This is a genomic window from Thermogemmata fonticola (genome assembly GCF_013694095.1).
GTDB classification, from domain to species: domain Bacteria; phylum Planctomycetota; class Planctomycetia; order Gemmatales; family Gemmataceae; genus Thermogemmata; species Thermogemmata fonticola.
The window spans coordinates 153,746-170,011 of the sequence record NZ_JACEFB010000002.1 but is presented as its reverse complement, the minus strand read 5'-3'; the positions used below and the strand labels follow the sequence as shown (position 1 = coordinate 170,011).

At 58.3% G+C, this 16,266-nt stretch carries 14 protein-coding genes; 8 read left to right on the top strand and 6 right to left on the bottom strand.

The annotated features are described in order from the left end of the window. Positions 1-4: 4 nt before the first annotated feature. On the bottom strand, positions 5-1,492 hold the full coding sequence (locus tag H0921_RS04280) for a M81 family metallopeptidase (RefSeq protein WP_194536807.1): 1,488 nt from the start codon (positions 1,490-1,492) through the stop codon (positions 5-7). Positions 1,493-1,682: 190 nt separating this feature from the next. Between H0921_RS04280 and H0921_RS04275 the strand changes: the two genes are divergently transcribed. Continuing rightward, on the top strand, positions 1,683-2,711 hold the full coding sequence (locus H0921_RS04275) for an aspartate-semialdehyde dehydrogenase (protein WP_315851843.1): 1,029 nt from the start codon (positions 1,683-1,685) through the stop codon (positions 2,709-2,711). A gap of 29 nt (positions 2,712-2,740) precedes the next feature. Further along, positions 2,741-3,631 (top strand): tRNA pseudouridine(38-40) synthase TruA, encoded by an 891-nt coding sequence (gene truA / locus H0921_RS04270; protein ID WP_194536806.1) that lies wholly within the window; start codon positions 2,741-2,743, stop codon positions 3,629-3,631. Between the two features lie 114 nt (positions 3,632-3,745). On the opposite strand, the gene H0921_RS04265 is transcribed toward truA, so the two are convergent. Further along, a complete protein-coding gene (locus H0921_RS04265) occupies positions 3,746-4,534 on the bottom strand; it encodes a 2-keto-4-pentenoate hydratase (RefSeq protein WP_194536805.1) in 789 nt (262 codons plus the stop codon). A 134-nt stretch (positions 4,535-4,668) separates the two neighbouring features. Between H0921_RS04265 and miaA the strand changes: the two genes are divergently transcribed. The 6 genes from miaA to H0921_RS04235 all read left to right on the top strand — a co-directional run bounded on the left by miaA (position 4,669) and on the right by H0921_RS04235 (position 13,137). After that, complete coding sequence (gene miaA / locus H0921_RS04260; protein WP_194536804.1) at positions 4,669-5,631, top strand: tRNA (adenosine(37)-N6)-dimethylallyltransferase MiaA; 963 nt, start codon at positions 4,669-4,671, stop codon at positions 5,629-5,631. Positions 5,632-5,875: 244 nt separating this feature from the next. Next, positions 5,876-6,622, top strand: coding sequence for an FHA domain-containing protein (locus tag H0921_RS04255; RefSeq protein WP_194536803.1), 747 nt, complete (start codon positions 5,876-5,878; stop codon positions 6,620-6,622). 280 nt (positions 6,623-6,902) lie between these two features. Then, positions 6,903-7,637 carry a YHS domain-containing protein gene (locus H0921_RS04250; protein ID WP_194536802.1) on the top strand — a complete coding sequence of 245 codons (735 nt, stop codon included), beginning with the start codon at positions 6,903-6,905 and terminating at the stop codon, positions 7,635-7,637. Positions 7,638-7,792: 155 nt separating this feature from the next. Next, entirely contained in the window at positions 7,793-9,994 is a 2,202-nt protein-coding gene (locus H0921_RS04245) for an alpha/beta hydrolase family protein (RefSeq protein WP_194536801.1), read from the top strand. A 112-nt stretch (positions 9,995-10,106) separates the two neighbouring features. Beyond that, complete coding sequence (locus H0921_RS04240; protein WP_194536800.1) at positions 10,107-10,481, top strand: DUF3467 domain-containing protein; 375 nt, start codon at positions 10,107-10,109, stop codon at positions 10,479-10,481. A gap of 244 nt (positions 10,482-10,725) precedes the next feature. Next, positions 10,726-13,137: a protein kinase domain-containing protein gene (locus H0921_RS04235; RefSeq protein ID WP_194536799.1), complete on the top strand. Its 2,412-nt coding sequence runs from the start codon at positions 10,726-10,728 to the stop codon at positions 13,135-13,137. Here the strand turns inward: H0921_RS04235 and H0921_RS04230 are convergent. The 4 genes from H0921_RS04230 to rpmG form a co-directional block, all read right to left on the bottom strand. Further along, a complete protein-coding gene (locus H0921_RS04230; RefSeq protein ID WP_194536798.1) occupies positions 13,134-14,042 on the bottom strand; it encodes a glycosyltransferase family 2 protein in 909 nt (302 codons plus the stop codon). The genes H0921_RS04235 and H0921_RS04230 overlap by 4 nt on opposite strands. 49 nt (positions 14,043-14,091) lie before the next feature. Continuing rightward, complete coding sequence (locus H0921_RS04225; protein WP_228498988.1) at positions 14,092-14,940, bottom strand: energy-coupling factor ABC transporter ATP-binding protein; 849 nt, start codon at positions 14,938-14,940, stop codon at positions 14,092-14,094. A 60-nt stretch (positions 14,941-15,000) separates the two neighbouring features. Beyond that, on the bottom strand, positions 15,001-15,762 hold the full coding sequence (gene cbiQ / locus H0921_RS04220) for a cobalt ECF transporter T component CbiQ (protein ID WP_194536796.1): 762 nt from the start codon (positions 15,760-15,762) through the stop codon (positions 15,001-15,003). A 91-nt stretch (positions 15,763-15,853) separates the two neighbouring features. Beyond that, positions 15,854-16,027 carry a 50S ribosomal protein L33 gene (gene rpmG / locus H0921_RS04215; RefSeq protein ID WP_194536795.1) on the bottom strand — a complete coding sequence of 58 codons (174 nt, stop codon included), beginning with the start codon at positions 16,025-16,027 and terminating at the stop codon, positions 15,854-15,856. Positions 16,028-16,266: the final 239 nt, after the last annotated feature.

Here is a 16,266-nt window from a genome sequence, read left to right as displayed (position 1 = left end):
TCGATTACCAGAGCGCTTCCGCATCCAAGGGGAATAAAGGGCGGGAGATCCGAGCATAGGGAAAATGTTCAGGCCAGAGATGGGGTTGCGCAGCGGTCGGTCCGGGAGTGTCGACTGGCAGGATCGTCCCAGCGATTGATGTATAGGCCGCCTTATATGCGATGGCTGCCTTGACGATGATCATCCGCCGCCGAGCCGGCTCCAGACCCAGGCTCGTCAATTGGCCCAAACTGAAGGGCGGCGTGCGGAGCGAATTGAGAACCAGCAGATTGTCATCGTCGAGTTCCAGAACGGCCGTGGGGCCTTGGTCATGAAAGCGCCGACCGCCATGACGAGGGTCCGGTTCGATCCAGCGACCATCATGCAGCGCGCGCACAATCCCATGCAGGGTCAGGGGAGAACCCTGGCGGGGGTCTGTACCGCCCACCGTGACGGTTAACGAAGCACCCACACCTCGCTGACGGGCCATGGCCACAGCCTCAGGTGCCCAGAGTACAGCCAGGAACCCCTGCACTTTCTGGCGGAGCAACTCTTCCAGTAATCGGGTGCCATCCCCCGCTGTACCGCCTCCGATGTTATCTCCCAGGTCGATGAGGAGAACAGGCGTGCTCGGAGCCGTGCACCCCCGCTGGACCGCCTCCGGGATCGTATATGCCGGAACCTGGAGTTGGTGACGTCGGGACCACAAAGAGGCAGCCAATTCTTCCGCCGCTTCGGCGGCTGCGGGACGCTGGTCTCCTTGGGCCACCACCACCACCGAGGCTCCCATCGCCGGCACATCTGCATAGGGGAACCCCGCCACAAGGCTGACCGCCAGCACTCCCGGACGTTGTTCGAGTTGCCGGGCCTGCTCCAGGAGTTCGCTCATCGGTGGCTGTTGCGTCTCCTGAGCCAAAATGGGAATGAATAACGGAGGTTTGGCCACAACTGTCACGGGACGGCGTTTCTGCCGAAGGGCACTTATGAGAAGTTGGGCTGCCTTGTATCCGCACTGCCATTGATCCACGTGAGGATAAGTCTGATAGGCAACGATGATGTCGGCCAAGTCAGCCATTTCCGCGGTGACATTGGCATGGAAATCCAAAGTAACAGCTACAGGAATGTCATCGCCGACAGCAGACCGGACGCGGGACAAGAGTTCGGTGTCAGCGCTATGGAAACGGGGCGTGACCATTGCGCCGTGGAGCGCCAGGAGGATGCCATCGGGACGACAACGACGCAATTCCGTGCAGAACCGATCGCAAACCTCATCAAAGAACGCATCGGTCACCGGGCCTCCCGGCGTGGCCCAAGCCATTCCGATCGGGATTGTATCCACACCTTCCTGCGCCAAGGCAGCCAAAAAGCCACCCACTTCATGATGGGCAGGACCCCAGACGGGTATCAACGCCTCCCCCCAACCCAGATAGCCTTCGACAAAGCAGCGGCGATCGGTCCAGCTTCCCACAAAAGTGTTGGACTCGTGCAGGCAACCCGCCACAGCCACACGCATTTCATCGACCTCCCCCCGGCAGTCGGGGCATGATGCCGATCCCTGCTCTCCCAATGCCCGCCAATTCCTGGGACCCACATTCCCGAAAAGGTTTCGATTCACTAATGTGATGTATTAAGTGGGTCTGCTTCCAAACAGATGGTATGGGACTGAAACAAGCATAAAGGCAGAATTATCGGGGGCGACCAGCGTGGCGGGTGTGGATGTCGCGATCGTCGGGGCAACAGGAGCCGTGGGAGACCTGATGCGGCGCGTGCTGCTGGAACGAAAGTTTCCCGTACGCTCGATCAAGTTCCTAGCGTCGGCTCGCAGTACTGGCAAAACCGTTGAATTCGGAGGGCAAATCTACCCTGTGGAAGCCATTCGCGCCGAGGCTTTCGAGGGGGTTCAGATTGTCCTGGGAAGCACTCCAAGCGCAGTGAGCCGGGAATATGCCCCTCTGGCCGCTCGCGCTGGAGCGATCGTCATCGACAATTCCTCAGCTTGGCGAATGGACCCCGATTGCCCACTCGTCGTGCCGGAGGTCAACGCTGAGCAGTTGCACCAAATCAAAAAGGGTATTGTCGCTAACCCGAATTGTGCGGCGATTCCTTTGTGTGTGGCTCTCAAGCCCCTCCATGATCGCTGGCGGGTCAAACGGGTGGTCGTCGCCACGTATCAATCCTCGTCCGGGAAAGGCGCCAAAGGGTTGGTGGATTTCGAGGCGCAATTGCAAGCCTGGGTGCGTGGGGAACCTATCCCCCCTCCTGCAGCCCACCGCGGCCAACTTGCTGGCAATGTCCTGACCCTGGATTGGACTCTCGATACCAACGGATTCACGGAAGAGGAAAACAAGGTCATTCAGGAAACGAAGAAGATCCTGGGCGATACGGGAATCGGAGTGTGTGCCACCTGTGTCCGCGTCCCCGTGAAGGTGGCCCATAGTGAGGCGGTGACCGTGGAGTTTCACCGCACACCTTCAGTGGAGGAAGCACGGGAAGCCCTCCGCCAGGCACCAGGTGTCCGCTTGCTGGATGAACGGCAGGGAGAAGTGCCCCAACCAATCCATGCCGCCGGGACAGACCTGACCTATGTGGGCCGGGTCCGGCAAGACCCCAGCCATCCCCAGGCTTTGTGTTTGTGGCTGGTCGCAGACAATCTGCGTAAAGGGGCCGCCACCAATGCTGTTCAATGTGCAGAAGAGTTGCTGCGCCGCGGGATTGTCACACCCCGCAACTGAACTCCCTGCTCCCAGGGCCGGCACGAGCTGTGCGCAACTTTGCCATCACTCTCCGTTATGACGGTACCGATTTCTGTGGCTGGCAAAGACAGCCAGGACAACGGAGTGTCCAGGAAACGGTCGAGCGGGCGATAGCGGCCATCACTCAGGAGCCTGCCCTGCGTCTCAATGGCAGCGGTCGTACAGATGCTGGAGTTCATGCGCTCAGCCAAGTAGCCAATTTCTTCAGCCAGACACGTTTGAACTGTTCTACGCTCCTGCGGGGCGTCAATTCCCAATTACCTCCTGATGTGGCAGTGACATGCCTGGTGGAAGTGCCCCAAAGCTTCGATGCTAACAAGGATGCCCGCTCCAAGCGTTATCGCTATGTAGTGCAGACAGGAGACCAACCGGACCCGTTTCTCCGCCGCTATGCCTGGTATGTGCGCGGCAAACTAGATGTGGCCGCCATGCAGGAAGCCGCCCGCGCCCTTCTGGGCCGCCATGATTTCTCCGCGTTCGCCACCTCCGGTTCCGAACGGCTCAGCACCCGGCGAACCGTACTGGCCGTTGATCTCTACACCGTAGCACATTGCCTTTTTATCGAGGTGGAAGCCGACGGCTTCCTCTACAACATGGTTCGCACCATCGTCGGCAGCCTGATCGAAGTCGGGCGAGGAAAATGGCCTATCAGCCGCCTGCAGGAAGTTCTGTTCCGTCGCGACCGCCGATCGGCCGGCCCAACTGCACCGCCGCAAGGGCTGTTTCTCCTAAAAGTCCGCTATGAAACTGACCTCGCCATGTCACCATGGTGTAGAGCGCTCCCCCTTACCGCCCCGTCCCCTTTCTCGAACCAGCAGCCTGACCAGTTGGCACTGCTGCCCCTGCTCATCGATGTCCACCAGCCGCCACCCCCAGCGCCATCCCTGCCGGAATCATAGCCTGCCAATACCGACGGCCCAAAAGGTCCGAACTTCTTCGGCCACGTTCCAAATACCACACTACGCCAGAGTTCAGTCCATTCGCTCTCTCGGCTCATCGATCTCAGGAAACCGCTATGAGGTGAATCTTACTTCCACTTGGCCCAAAGGACCAAAGTCGCCCCGGAGATGGTCCCCCGGTTGGGCCAGATAGATGGCCGTGGTCAAACCGGTGGATACATAATCACCGGCGCGCAGTGACAAGCCGTAACGAGGAAGTTCGTTGGCCAGCCAGGCCAAGGCAGCCAGCGGATGCCCAAGCACCGCCGCTCCAGAACCGGGAAAGCACCTCTGGCTATTGACAATCAAGGCAGTCGCTTGCTGAGCCAGATCGAAGCGGTGCCAGTCAGTTACAGGGGGACCGGAAATCCAGGCCCCATGAATAGCATTATCAGCCGCCAGAGTCGCCGCCCCGACCTTTTGCCAATCCACGAAGCGATGATCCACAATCTCCAGGGCTGGTACGACGGCGGCTACCCAAGGCCGTATCGATTCGACAGTGTAATCGCGATCGGGCGGCAAATCCTCGCCAAGTAAAAAACCGAATTCGACCTCGGCACAACGCACCAGAAAATCATCCGCAGGCAAAGTGATCCCTGATGCGTAGGATGTCGCAGTCAGGAGCCGGCCGAACAGCGGTGTGGACACCCCAAGTGCTTCCTGAGCCACGCGGCTGGTACAGGCGATTTTGTAACCGCAGGTCTTACCACCATGCCAGGCGAGCAATCGGCCCACAAAGGCATTCTGCACCTGATACCCTTCCTGAAGGTTTCGGGGTGCGATCTCCTCCGGCAAATGGGGAACCTGCCGTCGGCCACGCCGCAAACCCATCAGATAATCCGCTGCGGCCGTTATGCGATTCATATGTCACTCCACATGCGGGCTTCGTCGTACCCTCAGCCTCAAGTTGTGCCAGTCGACTCGCTCTCCCTTTGACCCTCCGCCGTACAATACCGGCGCGCACTCCCAAATATCGGATCCACGACTCGCCTGTAGCTATGGACCCCTTCGAGCAAGCCTACATTCTGACCGGCCCGACCGCTAGTGGGAAATCCGCCTTGGCCCTGGAACTGGCCGAACGAATCGGCGGCGAAATCATCGCCTTGGACTCAATGACCGTCTATCGTGGTCTGGACATAGGTACTGCAAAACCGAGTCTTGAAGAACGGAGGCGCGTCCCGCATCACCTCATTGATGTTCTGGATCCCTGGCAAGGGTTGAGCGTGGCCTGGTGGCTAGAACAAGCCGAAGTCGCCTGCCGGGAGATTCTCGCGCGCGGCCGACGGCCCATCTTCGTTGGCGGCACCCCCTTGTATCTGAAAGTATTGCTGTATGGCTTGTTTCCTGGTCCTCCAGCGGATGAACAGTTACGCCGGCAACTCCAAAGCGAGGCGGAACAATACGGGCACGCTGCTCTGCATGCCCGCTTAGCTCAAGTCGACCCGAAAACAGCGGCCCGTTTACATCCGAACGATCTGCGCCGCGTCATCCGCGCTCTGGAGGTGTTCCACCTGACCGGCCGCCCCATTTCCGCTTGGCAAACGACCTGGGACACCCCAGCCTTTGCTTCACCCGAACGAGCACCTGTGAGCCGTCGCATTCCCGCGGTCGTTCTGACACTGCCCCGAGACACTCTTTACCGCCGGATCGAGCAACGGATCGACCGCATGCTCCAAGCCGGCTGGCTCGACGAGGTCCGGCGCCTGCGTGACCTGCCCTATCCCCTTAGCCGAGAGGCCCGGCAAGCTCTCGGCTACCGGCAAATCCTGGACTATCTGGAGGGACGGCTCTCCGATTGGTCCCAAACCGTCGAATGCATCCGCACCCGGACTCGCCAATTCGCCAAACACCAGCTTACCTGGTTTCGCCACATTCCCCAGTTGATTCCGGTCTCCGGTGAAGAGTCAGACGTTATCTCACAAATCCTCCAGCGATGGGAAAATTTTCCTGTTTTAGCATAATTTTTCTGCTATAAGCTGAATTGGACACATTATTCTCCCTTTCAGCTCTGCAAAGACTCGGTATTCTCCTGACAGCCGCTAGGGTTTATGCTATAGGTAAGAAGCACGGAACCACCGAGATGCCTGGAAAGTTTGGTGTCCTCGCCGAGATACGGCATCGATTCCAGCGGTATCCCAAAGCCGGAAGTTCCGCTGACTCAGAAAAAATTGCAGGCACAGGCTAAGCATTTCCGAGGGTCTACCGATGCGCAAGGTCACCTTTTTGGTACTCGAAGGCGTAGACAAGGGACGCGTCTTCCGGGACTTGCCTATACCGGTGACCATCGGTCGGGAGGAAGGCAACTCCCTGCGTCTCAACGATGAACGTGTCAGTCGCTTCCATGCCAAAGTCCAAATGGAAGATGACGACATCATCATCACGGACTTGGACAGCACGAACGGAACACGGGTCAACGGCATGCCAATTCAGATCCGCCGACTGCGAGCGGGAGACCAAATCTGCGTTGGTCGTACCATAATATTGTTCGGATCGATGGAAGAAATTGCTGCCCGTAGAGCCGAGAAAATGGACCGCTCAGGGCCGAGTTCTCGGCGGACTGCTTCTAAGGAGGAAATTGCTGCCCAGAAATCCGCGGTGATTCCTGCATCAACACGTCCTAGAGAACCCACGATCAAGGTAGATGACTCGTTTCCCGTCGCTCCCCGCATCGACAATGACGACCCTACCGTGGGCCACACAGCCCACCTTCCGTGGTGCCCTTTAGATGACGAAATCCCACCTTTGCCGCTCAAGCTGACTCCTGCTCAGGTGGCGCGCCTCGTGGAGATTTTCGACTACCTCCATCGCGGCCTCACCTTGGCCGTGGAAAACATCGACGCCAATGAAGACGGTACTGAAGTCCGCCTGGGCTTTGGCGAATGGCAAACTATCCAAGCGGTCCAAATGCTTCTGGCTCGTTACAGCCGTGCTCTGACAGAACCTGAGGAGTGACCTCCCCCTCCCCAACACGTTCTCTTTCTGCCTCGGTTTCCCTTGCTATGCACGGATGCAACCACGGGGTTCAGCTCCAGGATACATCTTCAGCGACCAACCCACCTTCGCAGGGCATTTGTTCTGTGATGCTAACTAAGTCGGTTCAGGGATCTCCTTGACTTACAGATGCACCCCATTTCCCCAGGACTGAGGAGAACGCAGGAACAAAAATTGCTGATTGGCCGTCCTATAACTAGTGAGGAAAGAGTTAGTCTTCGGGCTTGAGCGGAGAATAACCATGCTGGCTCGCTGGTTTGCCCACCTGTCCTTGGGAGTTGCTTCTGGCTTTTGGGTCTTCCTGTGTGCTGGAAGCAACGGCGTAGCCCAAACAAGCCGTCCAGCCACGCCTCAGGAAGTCGAAGCCATCAAGCTCGCCTTGCAAGAATTACAAGGCTTCATCGGGGAATGGAATTTGGAAGCGACCCGGAAGACGGGAGGGAAACTGGAAGCCTGGAAGGAAACTGTCCGCTGGAACTGGCACTTTCCACCTGCGGGGCCATGCCTGAAAGTGGAATTTGCTCAGGGCAAAGGCAAGTATTTCACTTCGGGGCAAGTGACCTACGATGTGGCAGCGAAGCAATACCGCCTTTTGCTCCAGACCGTGGAGAAAAAAAAGCTTGACCTTCGAGGCAAAGTCATTCGTGGCACCCTCAAAGTCGAGAGTAAAGATGCTGCCGGAGATGTCCATCGCATCACGATGACTACACTGGCCGAGGGAGTACGCTTCCAGGTTCGCTATGACCGGCAAGAAGGAGGGCGAGGGATATTCCTGAATGTCTTGGGATTCCAGGGGAATCGAGTGGGAGAGTCGTTCGCCGCGGGCAAAAAGGCCCCGGAATGCATTGTTTCCGGAGGAGCGGCAACTATTCCCGTCACCTACCAAGGCAAGCAGTACTTTGTCTGTTGCACAGGGTGCCGTGACGAGTTCTACGCCAATCCGGAAAAGTACATCTCGGCTGCCAGCAAGAAATGAGTAACAGGGACCACAGGCGAGGAAGAATTCTAGCTGCCATCGTGTCATTGCCTGAGCAGCAACGCTTTTTTCCACTTCCCCTCTTTCATTTCGTCCGCATAGGTTGTACCATCGGGAACATCCCCCCTGATAAACCTGGTCACGGAGTTCCCGCCATGAATCGCTGCTTCCTCACGAAAGTCTGGCCCGTGCGCTGGATCCCGTTGCTGTTGGCATTTGGCTCGTGCTGGCTATTATCTACACTTCGTGCTCAACCTCCGGGGCCAGAGAGCGGGGAAAGCGCAGGTACCCCTGACCCCTATGGCCGGGGCGCTGCCATGATTGCGGAATACTTCCGCAATCAGGTGCGCCAAATCCAGCAGAAATGCTTGTCCGATCTGACCACACGGCAGGAGTGGGAAAAACGCCGGCTCCAATTGCGCCAGCAATTCCTCGACATGATGGGACTATGGCCTTTGCCTGAGAAAACACCCCTCCTGCCGGTGATCACAGGCCGGATCGAGGCCGATCTGTACATCGTCGAGAAGCTCCATTTCCAGTCGTTACCTGGCCTATATGTGACAGCCAACCTGTATCTACCGAAACGGCCGGCGTCGGGGAATCCCTTGGAGAAGTATCCTGCGATCCTGTATTTGTGCGGTCATGGGAATGTGGTTCAAGATGGTATCTCCTATGGAAGCAAGGTCTATTATCAGTACCATCCGGCGTGGTTTGCAGCCCATGGGTATGTTTGTCTAGTCATTGACACGTTGCAATTAGGGGAGATTCAGGGTCTGCATCACGGCACGTACCGGGAAAAGATGTGGTGGTGGCAAGCTCGTGGGTACACGCCCGCGGGAGTGGAATTGTGGAACGGAATGCGCGCCTTGGACTATCTGGAAAGCCGACCGGAAGTGGATCGGCGGCGCATCGGGATCACTGGCCGCAGTGGCGGAGGAGCCTACAGTTGGTGGCTAGCTGCTGCCGATGAGCGTGTAGCCTGTGCCGTTCCCGTCGCGGGTATTGCCGATTTACAAGCCCAGGTTTGCGAAGGGGCGGTACCTCGTCTGGCCACTGGCGTAATCGCCGGCCATTGCGATTGCATGTTCTTCATCAACACTTATCGCTGGGATTTTGCCCAAGTAGCAGCCCTGGTGGCACCCCGACCTCTGCTGCTCGGCAACTCGGACAATGATGACATCTTCCCCGTCGCCGGCTATCGGCGTCTCGCGGAGAAAGTCCGCAAGGTTTATGCCCTCTACAACGCCGAGGAAAAGTTCCAGTTGCTGGAAACCCGCGGCCCCCACAAAGACACCCCCGAACTTCGTATCGGTATCAACCGATGGATGCAGCGCTGGCTCCGCAATGACACCACAACCATGGTGCAAGATGATCTGCCCCCGCCGCTGCCACCCCAGAAACTAAAAGTTTTCGACCAACTGCCCCAACAGCGCCGCAATGAGAAGATTCACGAGTCATTCGTCCCTGTGGCCGAAAACACCCTACCGGATAAGCCGGAAGCCACTGCCGCATGGTGGCAACAGAAACGGCCGCAATGGCTGAAACAATTGCAGGAGCAGGTCTTCGCGGGCTGGCCAACCCAGCCAGGTCCGCTGGATGCAGAGCTTGTGGCGGATGTGCGCCACGATGGCTTGCGCCTCCGCGCCATGGACTTCACCCCCGAACCCGCCATTCGCTTGAGGTTGTTTGTGCTCACTGCCGCTGAGGGACCGCCGCCGCAGGAGGTGATTCTAAGTGTCCTCGATGAGGCTGGTTGGCATCGCTGGTGTGCTAGCTTGGGACCGGAATACGCTGCCGTGCTGCAAGTCCGGCCCAAGTTTCGCCGCGATGATAAGCTTTATCAGCAAAACCGGGCCGTGGTGCTGCAACAGAAGGTGGCCTTTGCCGCTATCGCCCCCCGCGGCATCGGTGTCACACGCTGGGCCGAAGCCGGCAGCGTTACGGACACGCAAATCCGCCGGCGCTTTGCCCTGTTGGGACAAACCGTGGACGGGCAGCGGGTCTGGGATGTCCGCCGCGCATTGGCGGCCCTGCAAAGCTTGGAGGATTGCCGGAAGGCACGCCTGACTTTGCAAGGGGAACGCACCGCAGCAGGTCTGGCCCTGTACGCCGCTCTCTTTGAACCCGCCGTATCCAGCTTAGATTTGTGGTACCTGCCTCCCTCCCATCGCGAGGAACCCATTTTCCTAAACGTGCTGCGCGTCCTCGATGTGCCGCAAGCTTTGGCGCTGCTGGCGCCTCGGCCGATCGTCCTGCATTTGGCGCAAGCCTCCGATCAAGACCACTGGCGCTGGACCTTGCAATGGCAGAAGGCAATGGGCCAATCTTTCCTCCGCGTCAAAGTGGTCGGAGAATAACGATTGCAGGCGGGACTGTTCCCTGGCAACCGCTGCCTTTTCTCGGCAATGCGGCGGAAAAGTGGTATAGTAGCAAAGACGGCTTATCCTCATACCGGAAAGGAGTTCGCACATGACCGAAGAATCGCTGGCCAACAACCCAGGTGCTACGCCGCAGACCAATCCAGGGGCGGGACAACAACAGATCCAAGTGCCGATCATCGACACCGACATGCAAAGTATCTACGTCAACTTTTTCCGGGTTACCGGCAATCCGGATGAGGTACTCATGGACTTCGGTGTTTATTCTCAGGTGATCGGCCCGAATGGACCCGAACCGGTCCATCTGAAGCATCGCTTGATCATGAACTATGTAACGGCGAAGAAGCTAGCCGAAGTGCTCCGGGTCGTGGTCCAACGCCACGAGCAAGTCTTCGGTTATGTCGAGGTGGACCCCAACCGCCGGCTCCGTTACAATCCGCAGGCCACTGCGCCACCTCTCGGCTGAGCGGGGACAATATACACATTTCCCCCTCCGGCTCCCCTTGTTCCCTTGTTCTGTCAGCAGGGGGAGCCTCCGATCATCTTAAGTCGGTTGACGCCCCGGCTCGGCATCTCTGGCATAATCTGTGATAAGATGAAAGGGAAACTAGCGAAAATCTCTAATCACCGGGGGCGATGTCCAACGCGCAGGCTCTGAATTGGCTATGACCTCCACTCCTGAGTCTTGGGACCCTAACGCCCGAATCTCGATGGCGGCCGATGCCTTCCATGCGGCTCGACAGAAAGGCAGTGTAGCCGATTGGACGATCTACCTGGCCGCTGTTCCGGAGCATCTTCGGCGGGAAGCCCTGGTGGAACTCGTCATCATTGACTTGGAGTATCGCTGGCGGGAAGGGGAAAACCCCTGCATCGAGGACTACATTCACCGTTTTCCGCTCTTGGGCCCACTGGAAAACATCCCTGATCAATTGATCATCGAAGAATATCGTTGCCGGCGGCAAGCCGGTCAGACAATCCCATTGCAGGAGATCGAACGGCGCTTCCCGTTGCAATTTCCGCGAGTCCGCCCAGCCTTGGAACGCTTGCTATCGCCAACGCGTCCCCCTTCGCCCCCTCCTTTGTCGGCGCCTCACGAGAAGGGGTCTGATATTTCCGCGGAATCGGAGACAGTGATTGCCGCCCAATATGAGATGCTCCGCTTATTGGGTCGAGGAGCTTTTGGAGAAGTCTGGCTTGCACGAAAAAAGACTAGCGGCATCGAAAAGGCGATCAAAATCCTGCCCTACACGACGGAACATTCCGGGAGCCGCCGCGAACGCCGCGCCCTGGAGTTGATCAAAAATCTCCGCCACCCCTACCTGTTGGCCACGGAGGACTTTTGGATCAGCGAACAGCGGCTGTACATAGTGATGGAGCTGGCCGAGGGGACGTTGCGCAAGCGGCTGCAAGCCTGCCGGGAGGAACAGCGGCCCGGCATACCTGTCGATGAATTGCTGCGTTACTTCCGGGAGGCCGCGGAAGGGCTGGATTTTCTCCACAAACACGCCATTGTGCACCGGGATATCAAACCCGACAACATTCTGCTCTTGCATGGGCATGCCAAGGTCGGCGATTTCGGTCTGGCCTGGCACCAAGACAGAACCGTCGCCAGCATGCATACCTTCGCCGGCACCCCAGTGTACATGGCCCCGGAAGTGTGGTCGCAAGAGGGCGGCCCACCGAGTGATCAATACGCCTTGGCCATCACTTATATCGAGATGCGTCAAGGCCATCCCCCTCTCCCTCTCCTGCCTCTCCAAGAGTTGATGGCAGCCCACCTCGAAGGTAACTATCAATTCGAGCCGTTGATTTCCCCTACCGAGCAAGCGGTGTTGCGACGGGCGTTGGCCCGTGATCCTCACCAACGATTCCCCACTTGCACGGCCTTTGTCAGCGCCTTGGCCGCCGCTGTATCGAGCGCTAGTATTGCTGCTCCGTCCCACGCTGCCCTTGACACGGCCTCCTCAGCCCCCGCGACTAGCCAGACGCCGCCCCACACTAGCGAGAAATCGGCTGCGTTCCCACGCTCTTCGACACTGCGTCCAGGATCATCACCCGCTTCTGCCTCCACCTTCCAAAGCGCGGCAACACCCGACGCCACACTCTCCTCCCCAGAAGCGCTGACGCCGCTTCCTCAACTCGGAGCACCCAGCCTGCCGCCGAAGAGCTGGAGGAAGAAACTGCGGCTTACCCTATTGGGTATGGTGGTGCTTTTTCTCGGTGGTGCCGCCGCCATTGCCAGCCGGTGGACATTCCCTTCTTGGCTGTCCTTCTTCCAGACCGAAGCAGTGACTTCAAACAGCGATGGGCCATCCAAGAACAGCCGCGATGGCATTTCACGGGATATTTCCAGCCCCCAAGGCGCGGACACATCATCCTTGGCTCTAACACTGCCGCATGCCAGAGCGAAGGCAGTCGCGGAATCTGCCGTCATCACACTGGCCGATGGGCGGCGACTGGCGGAGAGAATTGTCATCCCCGTAGGTGAAGAACGGGCTTATTTCCGGCTCATTGCCCCTGCCAGCGGGCCAAACATGCCAGCACCGTTTTACATGCTGGAAACTAAGGTCTGGAATAAGCTTTATGCCGCCGGTGGCGGCACAGTTCCTCCGGATTCACAGGCGCACGGAGAGCATGCGCCCGTCACGGGGGTGACTGCCCTGGAAGCGGCGCGTTTCGCCCAAAATGTCTTCGGCGGCCGGCTGCCGACACCCCCAGAGTGGGACTACGCAGCGGGGTTATACCTGGCTCTGGAGCGAGCCTCGGTCAGCCGTCCCGGCAGCCAAGTCTGGGTCGCCCAATCCCGTCCGCGGCCCACCCTTGCGGATACTGGAAACAGCGATGTCAACGAATTGGGATTACGGGACATGGCCGGTAATGGCCGTGAATGGACCTGCATGCTCCTGTCCGGCGATTCGCAAGCTGCACTGCAACCGTGGGACCTGGAGCATCCTCCTGCCGATCAGGACGCGATCATCCTGCGGGGCCGCAACTTCACTCTCCCTAATCCGCTGACTTTCGACCACCTCCGCTCCGAACAAACCTTGCCCCAACGACAATACGCTGGCAGCCGCAGTCCTTATACCAGCTTCCGTGTAGTCATTCCGATGGCGGCCCCTTAGAGGAGAGAGCGGCACTGTCCAGGTTCGGGGTCCGGGGGTCTGACTTCCCTGTCTGGGCTTGCTGTCCGACGAGCTAGTTCAAACAAGGGACTCCGCCATAAACGCAGGCGATGCAGGCCATATTGCACCACCGTCATAACTGTCTGTAGGCCGTAACGCAGGCTGCGGCGGAAATTGATCTGGCTGGCTTGAGGAAAATATCGCACAGGTACCGGCACATCTCCAAGGCGGAAGCCAAAATGCACCGCTTGTACTAGGAGTTGGGTGTCGAAGACGAAGTCATCGCTGTTTCGTTCAAACGGTATCATTTCCAAGACTTGGCGGCGATACACGCGGAAGCCGCTGTGGAATTCGCCAAGATTCTGACCTAAGCAGAGGTTCTCGAAGATGGTCAAAGCCCGGTTGCTAATGTACTTCCACCAGGGCATACCGCAGCGGAGCGTCTCCCGCCGCCCGCGGACTCGGTTTCCCAGGACGATGTCGCAAATCCCCAGCTCGATAAAGGCCACAGCATGAGGTATGATCCGCGCGTCGTACTGATAGTCGGGGTGAATCATCACAATGATGTCCGCCCCCTGCTCCAAGCAATAACGATAACAGGTCTTCTGGTTCGCACCGTAGCCGCGATTGCGTTCATGGACGAGCACGTTCAGTCCCATGCGGCGTGCCAGGGCCACTGTTCCGTCCGTGCTGCCGTCATCGACCAACAGGATGTCGTCCACGCAACCGGGCGGGAAGTCGGCTAGAGTGGCGGCCAGGGTCTGTTCGGCGTTGTAAGCTGGCAGCACAGCGATGATTTTGTGCCTCCGCCGGGGCATCTCACGCCACGGGCGCAAAATGCGCTCCACCGAAAACGGCTCATGATGCGGCTGCAACGGCGGCTCGGTCAACAATACGGACGGCATAGTAACACTTCCTTTTTCCATCCCAGCTAGACCGGTTAATACCCAACCGTCAATGCTCCTCACTCCGAGATGCAGTCGTTTGACTGCGTCGAAGCGAAGCGCCTGTTTTTGTCCCATCCGCAGTCATGCTCGTGCTCTGGAACCAGCGCCGCCGGCAGGGTATTTCCAAACCGTGGCGCTCTAACAACTCATCGTCGGCGAAGATCTCCTCGATCGGTCCATCAGCCATCAATTGGCCGCCATCGAGGAGCAGAACCCGCGAGCACAACTCCAGGACGAAATCCAGATCATGGGTAGCGATGAGTTTGGCTCCCGGCAACGTTCGCAATAAGGCGAGCAATTCCCGCCGCCCACGAGGGTCCAGAAATGCGGTCGGTTCGTCCAGAAGCCAGACCTTCGGTTGCATCGCCAGAACACCAGCCAGAGCCGCTCGGCGTTTGTCTCCACCAGAAAGTTGGAAGGGCGGTGCGTGAACTTTATCGGCAGGGAACCCCACGGAAGCCAGTGCTGTCAAAGCCCGTTCTTGGGCCTCATCCGGTGATAATCCCAGGTTCAGCGGTCCAAAAGCCACGTCCTCCAGAACGCTGGGAGCAAACAACTGGTCTTCCGGATTTTGGAAGACCATTCCCAACACGCTCGGAAGTTGGGCACGCTGGTGCGGGTCTGCAGGGTCCCAACCGCAAACGTTGACCTGTCCTCCCTCGCCAGGGAGCAGGCCAGCCAAGCGCAAAAACAGAGTTGTTTTGCCCGCACCATTCGGCCCCACCACGGCCACGCATTCTCCCGCTTGGACCTGGAAACTTATGTCTTTCAAGACCCATCCGGAAGGGCGGTAAGCATGGGACAGGTGCTCCACCCGCACCACAATCTCGCTTGCCGGCGGTGCTGGCTCAGACAATGCAAGGACTCCCTCGGAAGAACTACTTCTGATGCTTTTTCGCTCCTCACCCACTCGCATTCACCATTGGGTATCCCAGAGCCACAAGAGCAACATAATGCTCCAAAGCGAGGCGCAGACGGCAATGTCCCGGAAACGGCAGGAAGCACGCGACATCAGGGGAGTAAAATCTCCCTGGAATCCCCGGCAGCGCATGGCAGCCCAGACCCGTTCCGCCCGTTCGACACTTTGGACGACCAGAGCGCCGCAGGCATAGCCCAAGGTGCGATAGCTGTGCCCTGTTCGCCGCATGCGAAATCCACGCGATCGCAGGGCGGAACGCAGACGGCGATACTCTTGAGCCAGCACGTGCGCATACTGCCGTGCCAAAGCGATGATCCACACTAACGAAGCCGGCAAACCCAGGCGTCGCAGCGCTGCGAGCAATTCGGACCATCGGGTCGTGTGGATCAGGAGGGCCGCGAGCAAACCGATCGCCCAGAGCCGCAAAGTAATCGCTGCACCCACCTCCACACCGTAGGGATGCAACGCCAACGGCCCCCACTCCCACCAAGGGGAACGTTCATCGGCCAAGGTCCACGGCAACACCAGAGCAAAAGGCAATGCGGCTCCACCCAACAAGAACAAGTGAGCGCAAAGCCGGCGCCAACGAAGTTGACCGACGACACTCAGGATCAGGGCCACTCCCCATGCCGCCAGGGAAGGACGCCAATCGCGCAGCAAGGCCACTCCTACTGCTGCACCTAGTAATCCTGCAACCTTGCACCGTACCTCCCAGCATGTCAACAACGAGGCCTCCACCCCGTCGGTATGCTGAGCCATTTTCGCCCCCTCACCGGAGGTGCGTTCACAAACAGAAAATCCGCCGGGTGGTCCACGACCCCGACGGATTGTTCCCTCTCTCTTGCCACCCTTATAGCTTGCTAGCTTCCTTGTAAATCACATGCTTGCGCACCGTCGGATCATACTTACGCAACTGCAAGCGCTCTTTGGTGTTGTTCTTGTTCTTCTCGGTGTAATAACAATGCTCGCTGACTTCACTTTTGAGTTTGACAATATGCCGGGCTTCTTTCCCTTTCTTGGCCATGTTCTTGCTCCTTCAATCCCTGTTCAGCACATACCCCAGCCAACATACTGGACACGTGGAATCTTCGACCCTCGACCGCTACTTTCTTACTCAGTGGGAACCGCCGAACTTGCACCTCTACAAACAAGGTCCTCATTACGGCTCAATCAGCCCAGAGGCAGTGGTGCTTTATTACTCTTTCTACATTCGTATGACTCTGAGTCCAGAGCATTTTGTGATCCCAGGACTATGAAAACCCC

Excerpts from the sequence above, each read along its gene's own strand:
- H0921_RS04280 (WP_194536807.1), bottom strand. The coding sequence starts at position 1,492 with ATGCGTGTGGCTGTGGCGGGTTGCCTGCACGAGTCCAACACTTTTGTG.
- H0921_RS04265 (WP_194536805.1), bottom strand. The coding sequence starts at position 4,534 with ATGAATCGCATAACGGCCGCAGCGGATTATCTGATGGGTTTGCGGCGT.
- miaA (WP_194536804.1), top strand. The coding sequence starts at position 4,669 with ATGGACCCCTTCGAGCAAGCCTACATTCTGACCGGCCCGACCGCTAGT.
- H0921_RS04255 (WP_194536803.1), top strand. The coding sequence starts at position 5,876 with ATGCGCAAGGTCACCTTTTTGGTACTCGAAGGCGTAGACAAGGGACGC.
- H0921_RS04250 (WP_194536802.1), top strand. The coding sequence starts at position 6,903 with ATGCTGGCTCGCTGGTTTGCCCACCTGTCCTTGGGAGTTGCTTCTGGC.
- H0921_RS04245 (WP_194536801.1), top strand. The coding sequence starts at position 7,793 with ATGAATCGCTGCTTCCTCACGAAAGTCTGGCCCGTGCGCTGGATCCCG.
- H0921_RS04240 (WP_194536800.1), top strand. The coding sequence starts at position 10,107 with ATGACCGAAGAATCGCTGGCCAACAACCCAGGTGCTACGCCGCAGACC.
- H0921_RS04235 (WP_194536799.1), top strand. The coding sequence starts at position 10,726 with ATGGCGGCCGATGCCTTCCATGCGGCTCGACAGAAAGGCAGTGTAGCC.
- H0921_RS04230 (WP_194536798.1), bottom strand. The coding sequence starts at position 14,042 with ATGCCGTCCGTATTGTTGACCGAGCCGCCGTTGCAGCCGCATCATGAG.
- cbiQ (WP_194536796.1), bottom strand. The coding sequence starts at position 15,762 with ATGGCTCAGCATACCGACGGGGTGGAGGCCTCGTTGTTGACATGCTGG.
- rpmG (WP_194536795.1), bottom strand. The coding sequence starts at position 16,027 with ATGGCCAAGAAAGGGAAAGAAGCCCGGCATATTGTCAAACTCAAAAGT.